Raw genomic sequence first — 16,028 nt, forward strand, 5'->3', positions numbered from 1 at the left:
GGGACCGCAGAGCCAGGCTCCGCGTTGGCGGTGTGTTTATGTCCAAGTGGCGCGGCGCGCAACCCAGAAAATGACACACACAACATGCTATCCACGATCCATAGCCTGCCATGCAAGCGATGAAGGGCCCGTAAACCGGCCGTGTCGCCGGTTTCCAGGCTCCGGTTAGTCAGGCTGGGTCGAGGATCAGGCCGAGACCAAAATTTTCAGCCGCAGCAACGACCTTGCGCGTTTGGATTGCCGGCACGGTCAGGCGCACTGCGGCAATGCAGGGCAAGGTTCCTGCCCCCTGGATTGTCAGCCCATAGAGGCCTTCAAATGCCACCGGTGACAGGATGGTGATCAGGCCACGCGCGGTCCGGCATTCAATGCCCAGACTTGTCGAACGCAGTTCACGCACCCCTGTGAAGGCTTCCAGGAACACGTGATGATCGGCCGGATCCCGCGCCACCAGAATCACATCGGCAAGTTCCAGCGCGCCGTTGGCATGCGTCTGGTACTCGGGCTTCCAGAAGTTTTCCGGATAGCGGTTGCGGCAGGTGAAGAAGCCGATTCCCGGCGCATCCGGATCAAGGGTAAAGGTCAGGTCGAAGCCGACCTTGCGGGCACTGCCATCCGGGGCCGTCGCCGTCCGCTCAAACCCGAAGGGCTCAAACACCTTCAAGCCGGCGGCAGCAAACTCAGTCCGGTCCGCGTCCGGATCAATGCTGTCCAGCACCAGCATCGAGGCCCCCTCGCCACGGGCGAGAAAATCCCGGTTGAACGCACCGAAGGAAAACGCGCCCTGGCCTGGTGCCGCAATATCGACACCGGCCGGCACCGTCAGCAACTCCAGGAAGGTGCCCTGAAGCTGGACCAGCCGGTTCTCCGTGCCCCAGGGATGCCGGGCTTTCGGCGTCAGGGTAAAGCCCAGTGCTTCGTAGTGGGCCGCGGCCTGATCAAGTTCACGCACGGCCACCACGACATGATCGAGACCCCGGATCATCCGCCCCTCCCCGCCCGGCTCAGACAAGTCGGCTGCGCTTGACGGCCGCGCCAATGAAAGACGCAAACAGCGGATGCGGTTCAAAGGGCCGCGACTTCAGCTCCGGATGATACTGCACGCCGATGAACCAAGGATGGTCGGCGATCTCGACCGTCTCCGGCAGCACGCCGTCCGGAGAGGTACCTGCAAAGCTGAGACCGCAGTTCTCCAGGGTCGGGCGATAGGCGATATTCACCTCGTAGCGGTGACGATGGCGCTCCGAGATTGTTGTGGTGCCATAGATTTCAGCGATGCGCGATCCAGGCTTCAGCGCGGCCTGATAGGCTCCGAGGCGCATGGTGCCACCGAGGTCATCCCCGTCCGCGCGCGTCTCCACTTCATTGCCGCGCACCCATTCGGTCATCAAGCCGACAACCGGTTCGGACGATGGGCTAAACTCGGTCGAACTGGCCTTGGCGATGCCGGCGAGATTGCGGGCCGCCTCAAGCACGGCCATCTGCATGCCGAAGCAGATGCCAAAATACGGAACCTTGCGGGTACGGGCGAAATGCGCCGCAGCGATCTTGCCTTCGGCACCGCGCTCACCGAAGCCACCCGGCACCAGGATGCCCGCAACGCCTTCGAGGTAGAGGCCCGGATCCTCCTTTTCGAAAGTCTCCGATTCGATCCATTCGAGGTTGACCTTGACATTGTTGGCGATGCCGCCATGCACAAGCGCCTCGATCAACGACTTGTAGGCATCCTTCAGCACCGTGTACTTGCCAACGACGGCAATGGTCACCTCGCCTTCCGGATTGGCGATCCGGCGCGAAATTTCCTCCCAGCCTTCCAGCTTTGGTGCCGGGGCTCCGGTGATGCCGAAGGCCTTCAGCACTTCCTCGTCAAGGCCTTCCTTATGGTAGGCGATCGGCACGTCATAGATCGAGGACACGTCATAGGCTGGGATGACCGCGCTTTCCCGCACGTTGCAGAACAAGGACAACTTGCGCCGCTCGGTGTCCGGGATCTTGCGGTCGCAGCGGATCATCAGGATGTCCGGCTGGATGCCGATGGAGCGCAATTCCTTGACCGAGTGCTGCGTCGGCTTGGTCTTCATCTCGCCGGCGCTCGGAATATACGGCATAAGGGTCAGGTGGATGTAGATCACCTGGCCGCGCGGCAGATCATTGCCCAGTTGGCGGATCGCCTCGAAAAAGGGCAGCCCCTCGATATCACCAACCGTGCCGCCGATCTCGACCAGCACGAAGTCGACGTCCTCATTTCCCTCCAGCACGAAGGCCTTGATGGCATCTGTCACATGGGGAATCACCTGTACGGTGCCACCGAGGTAGTCGCCGCGGCGTTCCTTGGCGATGATGTCCTGATAGATGCGGCCGGTGGTGATGTTGTCCTGCTTGGTCGCAGGACGTCCGGTGAAGCGCTCGTAATGGCCCAGATCAAGGTCCGCCTCGGCACCGTCGTCGGTGACGAAGCATTCGCCGTGCTGATACGGGCTCATCGTGCCCGGATCGACGTTGAGATAGGGATCGAGCTTGCGAAGACGGACGGTGTAACCGCGCGCCTGCAGGAGTGCGCCGAGGGCTGCCGAGGCAAGGCCTTTGCCGAGGGAGGAAACCACGCCGCCAGTGATGAAAATGTATCGCGCCATGGAGCAACACCTTAACGGGACCTGGGCCGGGTCGGCCACACGGGTCTTGCGGTTAGACACAATAAAAATGCCCTGCGATTGGTGCCGCAGGGCAAATTCAGACTGATGAGCCGGCTGGGCCGGGGCGCATTACTGCGCCGCCGGAACCTGCGGACCGGTCGGTTGCGGGCTCTGCTGCTTCAGCGCATCCAGAACGCCACCACCCGTTGCCGGCGTGTCGCCGCCCAGCGGCGTCGCAGGCGTCTGCGAGGTCGGCAGGCTGTCGAGCACCGAGGCCGGGCTGTCGTTCATCTTGGCGATGAGGGTGAGCGAGATGGACGTGACAAAAAAGGCCACGGCGAGCAGCGAGGTCGCACGGGTCAGCACATTGGCCGTGCCGCGCGCAGTCATGAAGCCGCCGCCGCCACCGCCGCCGCCCATGCCAAGCGCGCCGCCTTCGGAGCGCTGCAGAAGGACGACCAGCACCAGGGCCAGCACGACCATCAGATGAATGACGATGACCACCGTTTCCATTTGGGACCGAAACTCTGTTGTACGATTGGCGCCTTCTACACCACTCGTGTCTGGCTTTCCACCCTTGATGCAAAAGAGCTGCCCTGCGCCTGTGGCAAAGCAGCTCTCCGCTCAAGGATCAGCGATAGGCGGCGATGATACCGAGGAAATCCGCCGCTTTCAGGCTGGCACCGCCAACCAGCGCGCCGTTGACATTGGGCACGGCCATCAACTCGGCGGCATTAGCCGGCTTCACCGAGCCCCCATAAAGAAGCCGCATCGCAGCCCCTTCCGCGCCAAAACGGGCAGCAAGCCGGGCGCGCAAGTCGGTGTGAACTTCCGCGACATCATCGACGGTCGGCGTCAGACCCGATCCGATGGCCCAGACAGGCTCATAAGCTATGACCGTATTGGCCGCCGTCGCGCCATCCGGAATGGACCCGGCAATCTGGCCGGCGACCACCTCGATCGTCTTGCCCGCCTTGCGTTCGGCCTCGGTCTCGCCGACGCAGATGATCGCCACAAGCCCGGCCCGCCAGGCAGCTTCCGCCTTGGCCCGCACCGCTGCATCGCTCTCGCCGTGATCAGCCCGCCGTTCCGAGTGGCCGACGATCACGGCCGTGGCACCGGCATCCTTCAGCATTTCGGCAGAGATATCCCCGGTGTGGGCGCCCTTGGCATTGGCATGGCAGTCCTGGCCACCCATTGCGATCTTTGTCGATGCCGCATCAGCCGCCAGAGGCGCCAGCAGCGTGGCCGGCGGGCAGATCATGACATCGACCTTTTGGGTCAGTGACGGATAGAGCGCTGCAGCAAGCGCCTTGAACTCAGCGCGGTTCGCGTTGAGGCCGTTCATCTTCCAGTTCCCGGCCACCAGCGGGCGGATCGGATGTGTGTTTGCTGCGGTCATCTTGCACTCCTCCGGACTGCCAATGGCGGCAGGTCAAGCTGCTTTGCCGTCTTGGCTAGCGGGGCGCGGAAGAAAGCGCAAGGGCTGCTGCGGTGACGGCTTGTCCCTCGCCCCTATTGTCCGCTGCCGTTCAACGGGCTATGCAGGGGTAATCGCCCGGCGGCAACGCCAGGCCGCATGCATATTGACCAGTGGAGACAACATGCTCGACGCGCTGCGCAAGGGCGCCGGCACCTGGGTTGCCAAGATTTTCCTCGTCCTCCTCGTCCTCAGCTTTGCAGCCTGGGGCATCGCGGACGTTTTCCGTGGCTTCCAGACGACGACCGCTGCCAAGGTCGGCAATGCCGAAGTATCCCTGATCGACTTCGAACGGAGCTATCGCCAGGAACTCGACCGGATCGGCCGCCAGATCGGACGTCCGCTGTCGACGACCGAAGGCGCGCAGTTCGGCATTCCGCAACAGGTGCTGGGCCGTCTCATCGCCGATGCCGCAATGAACGACGAAGCCAAGGCCATGAACATCGGTCTCTCGAAAGAGGAACTGGCCAAGGCGATTCAGGCCAATCCGGCCTTTCAGCGCGGCGGCAAATACGACCGCAACCTGCTGCTGGAACTGCTGCGCAGCAACGGCATCCGCGAGGAGCAGTTCGTGACTGACCAACAGCTCACGTTCCAGCGCATGCAGATCGCGGAAGGCATTTCCGGAGGCATGAGCGCGCCGAAGACCATGCTCGAAGCCGTCAATGCCTATCAGAATGAAAGCCGCAGCGCGCGCTATCTGGTTCTCACGCCGCAGAGTGTCGGCGTTCTGGCTGATCCGGATGAAGCCGCCCTCACCGCGTTCTATGACGAACGCAAGTCTGACTTCCGGGCTCCGGAACTGCGTGCCCTGACCGTTCTGGAATTGACTCCCGAGACCATGGCCAAGGCCGAAACGATCACGGACGAGGCCGCGCGCGCCGAGTATGAGCGCACGATCAACCGGTACCGCACCGAAGAGCGCCGGCGCGTCCGGCAGATCCCCTTCACCGATCCGGCTGAAGCGGAAACGGCGGCGGCAGATCTGGCCGCCGGCAAAACGTTCGCCGACCTGATGGCCGCGCGCAACCTCAAGGAGACCGATGTCGATCTTGGCCTGCTCGCGCGGGACAAGTTCCTCGATCCGGCCATTGCCGAGGCGGCTTTCTCCGCCGCGCAGGGCATCGTTCCGCAGCCGGTCAAGGGGCGTTTCAGCACGGTGATTCTCGACGTTGCCGAGATTTCGCCGGCGGCGACCCGGCCGTTCGAGGACGTTCGGGACGAGATCAAGGCATCGCTGGCACTCGCAGCCGCAGAAGAAGACGTCATGGACCTGCATGACGAGATCGAGGATGCCCGCGCCGGCGGTACCACGCTTGCCGAGATCGGCACCCGGTTCAATCTCACCCCAACCACGATTGCTGCTGTCGACAGCACCGGCAAGGACGCAAGCGGCAATGCCCTGACCCTGCCCGGCACCGGCGACTTGCTTGCTGAGGCCTTTGCCAGCGACGTCGGCGTGGAGAACGACGTTCTGGCTTCCGGTCAGCGTGGCTATCTGTGGTTCGAGGTGGCCAGCGTGACGCCTGCGCGCGACCGCGACCTCTCGGAAGTTCGCCCGGCTGTCGTAGACGCCTGGCTTGCGGCCGAACGCGAGAAAAAGCTCGTGGACCTGTCCCTCGCCACGGCAGAGCGTCTGCGCAAGGGCGAGACACTGGACGCGGTTGCCGCGGAACTCGGTCTCGAAATCAAGACGGACCCGGCCTTGAAGCGCAATCTTGCCTCCGCAGACCTTCCTGCGACGGCCGCAAGTGAAGCCTTTGCCGGCCCCGTCGGCACCGTGGTGGAAACCGCCGGAACCGGTGGCAACCGGGTGGTTCTCGTTGTCGACAGCATTGCGACCCCGGCCTTCTTCATTGAAGCCGAGGAAATCAAGCCGATCGACGAACAGATCACGCGGCAGCTGCAGGATTCGCTCCTGAACCAGCTGGTTTCGCAGGTTGAAAAGGACAAGGGCGTCGAGATCAACCAGGCCGGGATCGCTCAGGTCATCGGAACCAGCCAGACCCAGTAACCCGCCATGCAACGGCAGCGCGTCGCGCTCCCCCGCGAAGAGACATCCCATGAGCAATTTCAAGGCCTATATCGCCAGGATCGCCGAGGGGGAGCCGCTTGCCCGCGAGGACGCCCGCGCTGCCTTCGACATCATCCTGTCGGGCGAAGCCACGCCGTCGCAGCTCGGCGGGTTTCTCATGGGCCTCAGGCTGCGCGGTGAAACCATCGACGAGGTCACCGGGGCGGTCGCATCCATGCGCGCCCGCATGCTCCCGGTCTCAGCCCCCGCCGATGCCATCGACATCGTCGGCACCGGCGGCGACGCGACTGGAAGCTACAATATCTCCACCTGCGCCGCCCTCGTTGTGGCGGGCTGCGGCGTGAAGGTCGCCAAGCACGGCAACCGCTCGCTGTCGTCGAAATCGGGTTCTTCGGAAGCTCTGGCCCAGCTTGGCGTCAACATCGACATCGGTCCGGAGCGAATTTCGGCCTGCGTCGCTGAAGCCGGCATCGGCTTCATGTTTGCCCCGCTGCATCATGCGGCCATGAAACATGTCGGCCCGACGCGCATAGAGCTTGGCACCCGCACCATCTTCAACCTGCTCGGCCCCCTCTCCAATCCGGCCGGCGTGAAGCGCCAGATGACGGGCGTCTTCGATGGCCGCTGGGTCGAGCCAATCGCCCATGTGCTGAAGAACCTCGGCTCCGAGCATGTCTGGATCGTGCATGGCTCCGATGGCATGGACGAGATCACCACCACAGGCCCGACTGAGGTGGCCGAGCTGAAGGACGGCGTGGTCCGCAGCTTCACCATCACCCCGGCCGATGCCGGCCTGCCGACCGCGCGCTTCGAGGACCTGAAGGGTGGCACGCCGGAAGAGAACGCCGCCGCGTTGCGCGCCGTGCTCACGGGTGCGAAAAACCCCTACCGCGATGTTGTGCTGATCAATGCGGCTGCCTCGCTTATCATCGCCGGCAAGGTCGCGACCTTGCCCGAAGGCGTGGCGCTGGCAGCCCGCTCGATCGACAGCGGCGACGCACTCGACCGGCTCGAGCGGCTCGTTGCCGTCTCCAACGGATAAAACATCATGGCCGATATTCTGACCCGCATCGAAGCCTACAAGCGCGAGGAAATCGCAGCCGCCAAGGCGGCCCGCCCCCTTAGTGAGGTGATGGCGGCGGCAAAGGCCCAGTCTGCCCCACGCGGCTTCGCCAATGCGATCCGGGCAAAACATGCTGCTTGCGATTTCGCCCTGATCGCAGAGATCAAGAAGGCCAGTCCCTCCAAGGGTCTGATTCGGGCCGACTTCGATCCTCCTGCGCTGGCCCGTGCCTATGAGGCTGGCGGGGCGGCCTGTCTGTCCGTTCTGACCGATACACCGTCCTTCCAGGGCAAGCCGGAGTTCCTGACCGCAGCCCGAACCGCCGTGTCGCTGCCGGCCTTGCGCAAGGATTTTCTCTACGACACCTATCAGGTTGCCGAAGCGCGCGCCTGGGGCGGTGACTGCATCCTGATCATTCTGGCCGCCGTCGATGACGCGCTGGCGAAGGATCTTGAGGACGCCGCCCTCGATCTCGGCATGGATGTGCTGCTTGAGGTCCATGACGAGGCGGAGCTGGAACGGGCGCTGAAGCTTGCCTCGCCGCTGATGGGAATCAACAACCGCAACCTCAAGACCTTCGAGGTTTCTCTGGAGACCAGCGAACGGCTTGCCCCGAGGATCCCGAACGACCGGATTATTGTCGGCGAATCGGGCCTGTTCACCCCGGCAGATCTCGCCCGGATGCAGACGGCTCGGATCTCCACTTTCCTCATCGGCGAGAGCCTGATGCGGCAGGACGACGTAGCCAGCGCCACGCGAGCGCTTCTTGCCCGCAGCGACGAGGCCGCCTGACCAATGGCCGGAGACCAGGATCACCTGACCCATCTCGATGCCAGCGGCACTGCCAACATGGTGGACGTTGCCGACAAAGCCGTGACGCGGCGCGAAGCCCTGGTTCAGGGCGGGGTCCGCATGGCGCCGGAAACCCTGCAACTGATTCTCGACGGCAACGCCAAGAAGGGCGACGTCATCGGCACGGCGCGCCTTGCCGGCATCATGGCCGCCAAGCGCACGCATGAGCTGATCCCGCTCTGCCATCCACTGTTGATCACAAAGGTCACCGTCGACATCGAACCGGACCCTGCCCTGCCCGGCCTGATCGTCACCGCCTCCGTTCGCGTCACCGGCCAGACCGGCGTCGAGATGGAAGCGCTCACCGCCTGCTCCGTCGCCTGCCTGACGATCTACGACATGGCCAAGGCCGTTGACCGGGGTATGGTGATCGGCAACATCCGGTTGCTTGAGAAAAGCGGCGGCCGGTCCGGCGACTGGCGTGCGGCCGACACCGCGCCTGACGCCTGAGCCCGCGCAAGGACCCACTGCCATGAGCCTGATGCCGGTCGAGGACGCCAGAGCCAAACTCCTAGCTGGTGTTGAACCGCTTGGCCGCGAGCAGGTGCCGCTCAAGGCGGCCAATGGCCGTGTGCTGGCCGAGAGCCTTGCCGCACGGCGCACCCAGCCGCCCTTCCCCGCCTCTGCCATGGACGGATATGCGCTGCGTGCCGCCGATGCCGCGTCTGCGGGGGTGGCACTCGCCATCATCGGCGAGGCACCGGCCGGCCATCACTTCGCCGGGAACGTAGGCTACGGCGAGGCTGTGCGCATTTTCACAGGTGCCCCGGTGCCTGCCGGGGCGGACGCAATCCTGATCCAAGAAAATGCCGTGAGAACCGGCGACCGGCTGACGGTCCAGGAACCGGTGCAGCCAGGCCAGTTCGTGCGCCCGGCGGGGCTCGACTTCCGGGAAGGCGAAGTTCTTCTGCGCGCTGGCGAGAGCCTCGATTACAAGGCCCTGGCGCTGGCTGCGGCCATGAACCACGCCGACTTGCCTGTCTGGCGCAAGCCCCTGGTGGCGATCATCGCCACTGGCGACGAGCTGGTGCCGCCGGGCTGCACACCCGGACCCGACCAGATCATCGCTTCCAACCACTGCGGCGTCGCGGCACTCGTCGAGGATTGCGGCGGTGTTCCACTTGACCTCGGTATTGCGGCTGACGATCCCGCCGCCATCGCGCTGAAAGTCCGCGAAGGCCTTGCAGCGCAGGCGGACGTTCTCGTCACTCTCGGCGGCGCTTCCGTCGGCGATCACGATCTGGTCCAGTCCGTACTGGGCGGCGAGGGCATGGACCTTGCGTTCTGGAAGATCGCCATGCGGCCGGGCAAGCCGCTGATGGCCGGTCACCTCGGCCGGACCAAGGTTCTGGGCCTTCCCGGAAACCCGGTCTCCAGCCTCGTCTGCGCGCTCCTGTTCCTGCGCCCGCTGTTGATGGCCCTGACGGGTCGCACTCCGGCTCTGGGCACGACCACAGCAACGCTGACCGCCCCGCTCCCGGCAAATGACCGGCGCCAGGACTATCTGCGTGCCCGCCTCATGACCTTGCCTGATGGCACAAGACAGGTAACGCCGTTCGACCGGCAGGACAGTTCCATGCTCGGCCTTCTGGCGGCGTCCGGAGCCCTTATCATCCGCCCGCCACATGCGCCGGCTTGCGCGGCCGGTGGGACGGTTGACGTTTTAGTAGTATAAGCGCAGTTTTCAACCGGAAATATTCTAACGCCATATTCCGGTCACAGCGCAAAGTCTATAGATCTTGCGGCGCGCCGTCACTTGACACCACAATGGTAGACTGCGTGGACACGCGCACAATATACCGCAACGTTATTTTATTGTTTGAGTATGAGATTAAAAAGATCCTTTCTGAAGCGGACAAAGAACATCCGCGCCCGCCTGTTCGACTATCCACTCTCCCCACTGGAAACCGTCGAAAATGCCGTCATCCGAGAAGTGCCCGGAACGGCGATCCCACCGGTCGTCTACCAGACCTGGGAAGAGAACCTGTTCGGCAAGCGTCATCTGGCTGCCCTGCAAGCCTTCAGGGCCAACAATCCCGATCTGTGCTTCATCCTGATGGATCGCAAGGCGCGGGATGACTACATGGCCGCGACCTGGGGCCAGCATCCGGCTTACCGGATCTACAAAGGGGCCCAGTTCGGCCCGATGCGCGCCGACATCTTCCGCTACTGTCTGCTGCATGACAGGGGCGGGTATTACTTCGACATCAACAAGGCGGTCACCCGGCCGATCCGCGCCCTTCACCCTGCACATGCAACCGCAATGCTTTCGCATGAACTGAGTGAATGCAACATCCTGCCGGACCGGGAGATCCTCGGCTTCTTCCCGCATCCGGGGCAGAACATCATCCAGTGGTCCTTCGGCTTTGCAGCCGGGCATCCGTTCCTGAAGCGCACGATCGACTGCATCTGCGACTATGCAGACACCTATGCCAACCGGGTGTTCCACAATCCGAAGTCGGCAATCCTGCAATTGACCGGACCCGGCGTCTTTACCAAAGCCGTGCGGGATTGCCTGAAGGCTGATCCAGCCCTGGCAACGTCCCTTTGCATCGTCGGTGAAAACTACGGCGGCGCGGCAGAAACCAATCTGCCTGGCTCGGAAGTCCGCTACCTGCGCCAGCCGCCCTATTTCCAGAGCCGGAACCAGCCGATCCTGATCCTGCCTGAGACAGGTTCCGACAGTTTCGCCAACAGCCCCCCGCCCGCCCAACTGCAGTTCGCCTAGCACCTGCAGGCGGGGAGACCGGGCAGGCTGGGAGACCGGGAGGCAGGGAGACTGGGCAGGCTGGGAAATTGGGCAGGCTGGCACCTGACCCTTCATTTCATTTCCATGGACTTTATTTCGAATGAAATAAGATCATTTCTTATGACATAAAATCAGATCGCCTTCCGGATCCACACCGCCGTGTCATGGTACGCAGCACCGCCATAAGGAGCGACCGGATCGGCACCGGTCAATGTATTGATCCCGCACCCTGTCTCGAAGGCGGAGTTGGGCCACAACCCTTCGGAGATCACCGTCCCCTGCACCAGCCCCTCGATCACCCGGGCATGCAGCACGACCTCGCCCCGCGCATTGCCCATCACCACCTTGTCGCCGTCGGCCACGCCGGCCTGTGCGGCATCCATCGCCGTCAGCCAGACTTCGGGCCGTCCGCCTTCCTTCTTCACCGAGCCAGGTGTCTCGGAGAAAGTGGAGTTAAGGAACGAGCGTGCCGGTGCCGTCACGAGGCGGAACGGGTGTTCGACATCGGCCCGCTCGACCGCATCCCAGTAGTCGGGCAGTTCCGGCATGGTGGCCACTGGTCCGAGCGCCTTGCCGTCCTCGGGCCGGTTGGGGGCCAGCGTCTCAGCCCAGTCGACGCGGAAATGGAACTTGCCGTCCGCATGGCCGAAGCCGGTGAGAAAATGCGCCTGCTCGAAGCCGGGCTGCATGTCCTTCCAGCGGCCGGCCTCCAGGTCGGCGAGCGTGCCATAGCCGGAGTTGACCAGCATCCAGTCGACATGCTCGCGCGCGCTCATGTGGAAGCCGGGATGGTCCTTCGCCCCGAGCCGGCGGGCCAGTTGGTTGATGACGAACAGGTTCTCGCGCGCCTCACCCGGCGCCTCGGTCAGCTTCGGACCGAAGATCAGATACTGGTGGCCGCCGCCCTTGTAGATGTCGTCATGCTCGAGGAACTGCGTCGCCGGCAGCACGATGTCGGCATGGCGCGCGGTATCCGTCATGAACTGCTCATGCACGACGGTGAAGAGATCCTCGCGGGCAAAGCCGGCGACCACCTTGCGCTGTTCGGGGGCGACGGAGACCGGATTGGTGTTCTGGATCAGCATGGCCGTCACCGGCGGGCCTCCGGCCAGCGCCGTGCGATCGCCGGTCAACACCCGGCCGACGAGGCTCTGGTCGAGGAGGCGCGTTGCCGTCTTCAGCTCCGGGGCCTCCACCATCGCCTTGTTGAGCTGGTAGATCGCGCCGTTGTTGTGGAAAGCGCCGCCGCCCTCATATTGCCAGCAGCCGGTTACCGCAGCGATGCTGGCGGCCGCATGCATGGACACAGCGCCGTTGCGCGTGCGGGTGAAGCCGTAGCCGAGGCGGAAGAAGGTCTTCTTCACGTGGCCGATCATGTGGGCAAGGCTGACGATATCTGCCGCCGGGACGCCGCAAATGGTCTCTGCCCATTCCGGCGTACGGCTCGCCAGATGCGCCTCGAGGGCGTCCGGGCAATCGGTGTAGCGGGCGAGATACGCCCGGTCGGCAAGACCATCACGGAAGAGCACATGCATGATGGCACAGGCGAGCGCCGCGTCGCTGCCAGGCTTGACGATCACGCCCACATCCGCCTGCTTCATCGTTTCGGTGCGATAGACATCGACGACGATGATCCGCGCGCCGCGCTGCTTGCGGGCGGCAATCGCGTGGGTCATGACGTTGACCTGCGTCGCCACCGCATTGGTGCCCCAGATGACCACCTGGTCGGCGCGGGCGATCTCGCGCGGATCGGGCCCCGACAGCCGCCCCGTGCCGGCGACATAGCCGGTCCAGGCCATGTTGGTGCAGAAACTGTCGAACTGGCGCGAGGTACCCTTGGCGTGGCGGAACCGATGGATGGCGTCGCGCTGCACCAGGCCCATGGTCCCGGCATAGTGATAGGGCCAGATGGTCTCGGCACCAAAGCGGGCCTCGGCCTCGAGGAACTTCTCGGCAATGAGATCGAGCGCCGCGTCCCAGGAGATCGGCTCGAAGCGCCCCTCGCCCTTGGATCCAACGCGCCGGAGCGGCTGGGTCAGCCTGTCGGGATGATAGAGCCGCTCGGTGTAGCGGGCCACCTTGGCGCAGATGACGCCGGCCGTGTAGTCATTGTCCGGCGCCCCGCGCAAACGGCCGATCCGCCCCTCCGCCGTCACCTCCACCTCGAGCGCACAGGTCGAGGGACAGTCGTGCGGGCAGGCGGAAAAGGCAGTGATCGTGGCGGGCTTGTTCATGAAACACTCGCTGGCTGGTGCCTGAGCGGACGAAAGCTCCGATAAGGCGACGTTGATCGAGGTTTCAGACCTTGCGCTGGCGAAGTCAAGCAACAGCCCGCGCAAAATCGGGGTGCCAGTTTGGCCCCTTCTCCCGGACATGAAAAAAGCCGGCCCCTCGCGGAGCCGGCTCAGACTGCTGACAAACCTCGACCTCACCGAAGTCATCCCGGCCAAGCGCAGCGCCGAGCCGGGACCGGAGAGCCGAGGCCCCTATAATTCAATGAATTAAGCCCGAAGAGACCTTGGCTCTCCGGTCCCGGATCTCCGCTTCGCTGCGTCCAGGATGACGATAGAGGGTTTGTCATCAACCTCAGCCGGCCCCTTGCGGAGCCGGCTCTTGTCACTGCGTGACGGTCAGTTGATCAGCCGACGATCTCGTTGCCGGCGAACCAGAACGCGATTTCTTCGGCAGCGGTTTCCGGAGCATCCGAACCGTGAACCGAGTTTTCGCCGATCGACAGGGCGAACAGCTTGCGGATGGTGCCTTCTTCGGCGTTGGCCGGGTTGGTCGCGCCCATGACTTCACGGTTCTTCAGAACAGCGTTTTCGCCTTCCAGAACCTGGACAACGGTCGGGCCGGAGGACATGAACTCGGTCAGTTCGCCGAAGAACGGGCGGTCCTTGTGGACGGCGTAGAAGGCTTCAGCCTGGCGCTGGCTCATCCAGACGCGCTTGGAAGCGACGACGCGCAGGCCAGCTTCCTCGAGCTTGGCGATGATGGCACCGGTCAGGTTGCGCTTGGTTGCATCCGGCTTGATCATGGAGAAGGTGCGTTCAATGGCCATGGGTCATCTTTCCTGAAAGTGTCAAATCCGCTTGAAAAGCGGCGGGCAGCTTATGGCCCGAGCATATTGCCCCAGGCCGGAAACTCGCGCGTTCCTATAGCTTTGCCCAGCACGCCCTGCAAGAGCCCGTGGAGATTTCTCGCCACACCTTGGCAACTCCGTGCAGGGAACAGCCAAAGTCCTGTGCGAGATGCTTGCAAACGCTGCAAAGCTCCCCCAAAGATCCGCCCATGCTTCAAATCAATGACCTCACCTATCGCATCGCCGGCCGCCTTCTGATTGACGGCGCAAGCGTTATCCTCCCAGCCCGCACCAAGACCGGTCTTGTCGGGCGCAATGGCGCTGGAAAGTCGACGCTGTTCAAGCTGATCACCGGCGACCTGACGTCGGAATCCGGCTCGATCAGCATTCCCAAATCATCCCGCATCGGCCAGGTCGCCCAGGAAGCGCCGGGCACGGAGCAAAGCCTGATCGAGGTCGTTCTGGCCGCCGACACAGAACGCGCTGCCCTGCTGGCGGAAGCCGACACGGCCACCGATCCGAACCGCATCGCCGCCATCCACACGCGCCTTGCCGATATTTCCGCCCATACGGCCGAGGCCCGCGCGTCCTCGATCCTGTTCGGTCTGGGTTTTGATGCCGAAGCACAGCGCCGGCCCTGTTCCGCCTTCTCTGGCGGCTGGCGCATGCGCGTGGCCCTCGCCGCCGTGCTGTTTTCCGAGCCGGACCTGCTGCTGCTTGATGAACCGACCAACTACCTCGACCTGGAAGGCACGCTGTGGCTGGAGACCTATATCGCCCGTTATCCGCATCAGGTTCTCCTCATTTCGCATGACCGCGAACTGCTCAACAAGGCGGTGGATTCCATCGTCCATCTCGACCGTGGCAAGCTGACCTTCTATCGCGGCGGCTATGACAGTTTCGACCGGCAGCGGCGCGAGACCATGATCCTGCAGCAGAAGGCCAAGGAAAAGCAGGACACGCAGCGCAAGCACATGCAGGCCTTCGTCGACCGCTTCCGCGCCAAAGCCTCCAAGGCCCGCCAGGCCCAGTCGCGCCTGAAGATGCTGGAGCGCATGGACACGATCGTGCCGCTCACCGAGGAAAGCGCCAAGCCGATCCATTTTCCCGCGCCCCAGGGCCGGCTCGCCCCGCCAATCCTGAAGCTGGAAAATGTTTCGGTCGGCTATGACGAGCGCGTTGTCCTGTCACGCCTGACCCTCAACATCGACACCGATGACCGCATCGCTTTGCTCGGCTCCAACGGCAACGGCAAGTCCACCTTCGCCAAGCTCATTTCCGAGCGTCTTGCCCCGAAGGGCGGCGAGATCACGCGCGCGTCCAAGCTGAAGATCGCCTTCTTCGCCCAGCATCAGCTCGATGAGCTGCGCCCGGCCGAAAGCGCGGTCGCCCATGTCCGTTCGCTGATGCCGCAGGCCGCGGAGGCGCAGGTCCGCGCCCGGGTTGCCCGGTTCGGGCTGCCGACAGACCGCATGGAGACGCCGGCGAAGGACCTGTCCGGCGGCGAGAAGGCCCGGCTGTTGCTCGGTCTTGCCACCTTCGATGGTCCCAATCTCATCATCCTCGACGAGCCGACCAACCACCTCGACATCGACAGCCGCGAAGCGCTCGTCCAGGCCCTGAACGAGTTCGAGGGCGCCGTGGTGCTGATCTCGCACGACCGCCATCTGGTGGAAGCCTGCGCCGATCAGCTCTGGCTCGTGGCCGACGGGGGCGTGAAGAACTTCGACGGCGACATGGAAGATTACCGCCGCTACATCCTGCAAGGCCCGGATGCCGTCCGAAAGGCCCGCGAAGAAGAAGCCCGCGCCGCCAACGCCCAGGAAAAGCGCCGCGAGGCGGCCGTCAGGCGGGCCCAGAACGCACCCTTGCGCAAGAAACTGGAAGCTGCAGAAGCCGAGATGGCCCGGCTTCAGGACAAGATCGCCAAGATCGATGCCATGATGGCCGATCCTGACTTCTTCACCCGTGATCCCGAACGGGCCTCCAAATTCGCCAAGGAACGCGCCTTCTGCGAAAAGAAGCTGACGTCCACCGAGGAGGACTGGCTGGCCCTGTCATCTGAACTGGAGGCAGGGTGAATTGATGGCGTATCGCGTTTGAGATACAGTCGGCAACGACCAGATGCGCGGCT

13 protein-coding genes are annotated in these 16,028 nt (G+C 63.8%); 7 read left to right on the forward strand and 6 right to left on the reverse strand.

From position 1 onward, the window contains the following. Positions 1 to 169: 169 nt before the first annotated feature. The 4 genes from ACTIFE_RS01990 to tpiA form a co-directional block, all read right to left on the reverse strand. Complete coding sequence (locus ACTIFE_RS01990; protein WP_439527488.1) at positions 170 to 985, reverse strand: VOC family protein; 816 nt, start codon at positions 983 to 985, stop codon at positions 170 to 172. 19 nt (positions 986 to 1,004) lie between these two features. Continuing rightward, positions 1,005 to 2,633: a CTP synthase gene (locus ACTIFE_RS01995; RefSeq protein WP_439527489.1), complete on the reverse strand. Its 1,629-nt coding sequence runs from the start codon at positions 2,631 to 2,633 to the stop codon at positions 1,005 to 1,007. Between the two features lie 129 nt (positions 2,634 to 2,762). Further along, complete coding sequence (gene secG, locus ACTIFE_RS02000) at positions 2,763 to 3,146, reverse strand: preprotein translocase subunit SecG (protein WP_439527490.1); 384 nt, start codon at positions 3,144 to 3,146, stop codon at positions 2,763 to 2,765. 118 nt (positions 3,147 to 3,264) lie between these two features. Beyond that, positions 3,265 to 4,035: a triose-phosphate isomerase gene (gene tpiA / locus ACTIFE_RS02005; protein ID WP_439527491.1), complete on the reverse strand. Its 771-nt coding sequence runs from the start codon at positions 4,033 to 4,035 to the stop codon at positions 3,265 to 3,267. A 202-nt stretch (positions 4,036 to 4,237) separates the two neighbouring features. Here tpiA and ACTIFE_RS02010 point away from each other — a divergent pair, with 202 nt between their 5' ends. From ACTIFE_RS02010 to ACTIFE_RS02035, 6 genes are all read left to right on the forward strand, one after another. Then, positions 4,238 to 6,127 (forward strand): SurA N-terminal domain-containing protein, encoded by a 1,890-nt coding sequence (locus tag ACTIFE_RS02010; RefSeq protein ID WP_439527492.1) that lies wholly within the window; start codon positions 4,238 to 4,240, stop codon positions 6,125 to 6,127. 49 nt (positions 6,128 to 6,176) lie between these two features. Further along, complete coding sequence (gene trpD / locus ACTIFE_RS02015) at positions 6,177 to 7,190, forward strand: anthranilate phosphoribosyltransferase (protein WP_439527493.1); 1,014 nt, start codon at positions 6,177 to 6,179, stop codon at positions 7,188 to 7,190. 6 nt (positions 7,191 to 7,196) lie between these two features. Next, positions 7,197 to 8,003, forward strand: a complete 807-nt coding sequence (gene trpC / locus ACTIFE_RS02020) for an indole-3-glycerol phosphate synthase TrpC (protein ID WP_439527494.1) — start codon at positions 7,197 to 7,199, stop codon at positions 8,001 to 8,003. A gap of 3 nt (positions 8,004 to 8,006) precedes the next feature. Next, a complete protein-coding gene (moaC, locus tag ACTIFE_RS02025; RefSeq protein ID WP_439527495.1) occupies positions 8,007 to 8,513 on the forward strand; it encodes a cyclic pyranopterin monophosphate synthase MoaC in 507 nt (168 codons plus the stop codon). A gap of 22 nt (positions 8,514 to 8,535) precedes the next feature. Further along, entirely contained in the window at positions 8,536 to 9,738 is a 1,203-nt protein-coding gene (locus ACTIFE_RS02030; RefSeq protein WP_439527496.1) for a molybdopterin molybdotransferase MoeA, read from the forward strand. Positions 9,739 to 9,888: 150 nt separating this feature from the next. Further along, positions 9,889 to 10,791 (forward strand): glycosyltransferase family 32 protein, encoded by a 903-nt coding sequence (locus ACTIFE_RS02035; RefSeq protein ID WP_439527497.1) that lies wholly within the window; start codon positions 9,889 to 9,891, stop codon positions 10,789 to 10,791. 152 nt (positions 10,792 to 10,943) lie between these two features. Here ACTIFE_RS02035 and ACTIFE_RS02040 read toward each other — a convergent pair whose 3' ends face one another. Beyond that, positions 10,944 to 13,046 (reverse strand): molybdopterin-dependent oxidoreductase, encoded by a 2,103-nt coding sequence (locus ACTIFE_RS02040; protein WP_439527498.1) that lies wholly within the window; start codon positions 13,044 to 13,046, stop codon positions 10,944 to 10,946. A 404-nt stretch (positions 13,047 to 13,450) separates the two neighbouring features. Continuing rightward, on the reverse strand, positions 13,451 to 13,873 hold the full coding sequence (gene ndk, locus ACTIFE_RS02045) for a nucleoside-diphosphate kinase (RefSeq protein ID WP_439527499.1): 423 nt from the start codon (positions 13,871 to 13,873) through the stop codon (positions 13,451 to 13,453). Positions 13,874 to 14,103: 230 nt separating this feature from the next. Between ndk and ACTIFE_RS02050 the strand changes: the two genes are divergently transcribed. Beyond that, complete coding sequence (locus ACTIFE_RS02050) at positions 14,104 to 15,975, forward strand: ABC-F family ATP-binding cassette domain-containing protein (RefSeq protein WP_439527500.1); 1,872 nt, start codon at positions 14,104 to 14,106, stop codon at positions 15,973 to 15,975. The last annotated feature ends 53 nt before the right edge of the window (positions 15,976 to 16,028 follow it).

Origin of the sequence: Pannonibacter sp. (assembly GCF_051860505.1) — a bacterium.
GTDB lineage: Bacteria > Pseudomonadota > Alphaproteobacteria > Rhizobiales > Stappiaceae > Pannonibacter.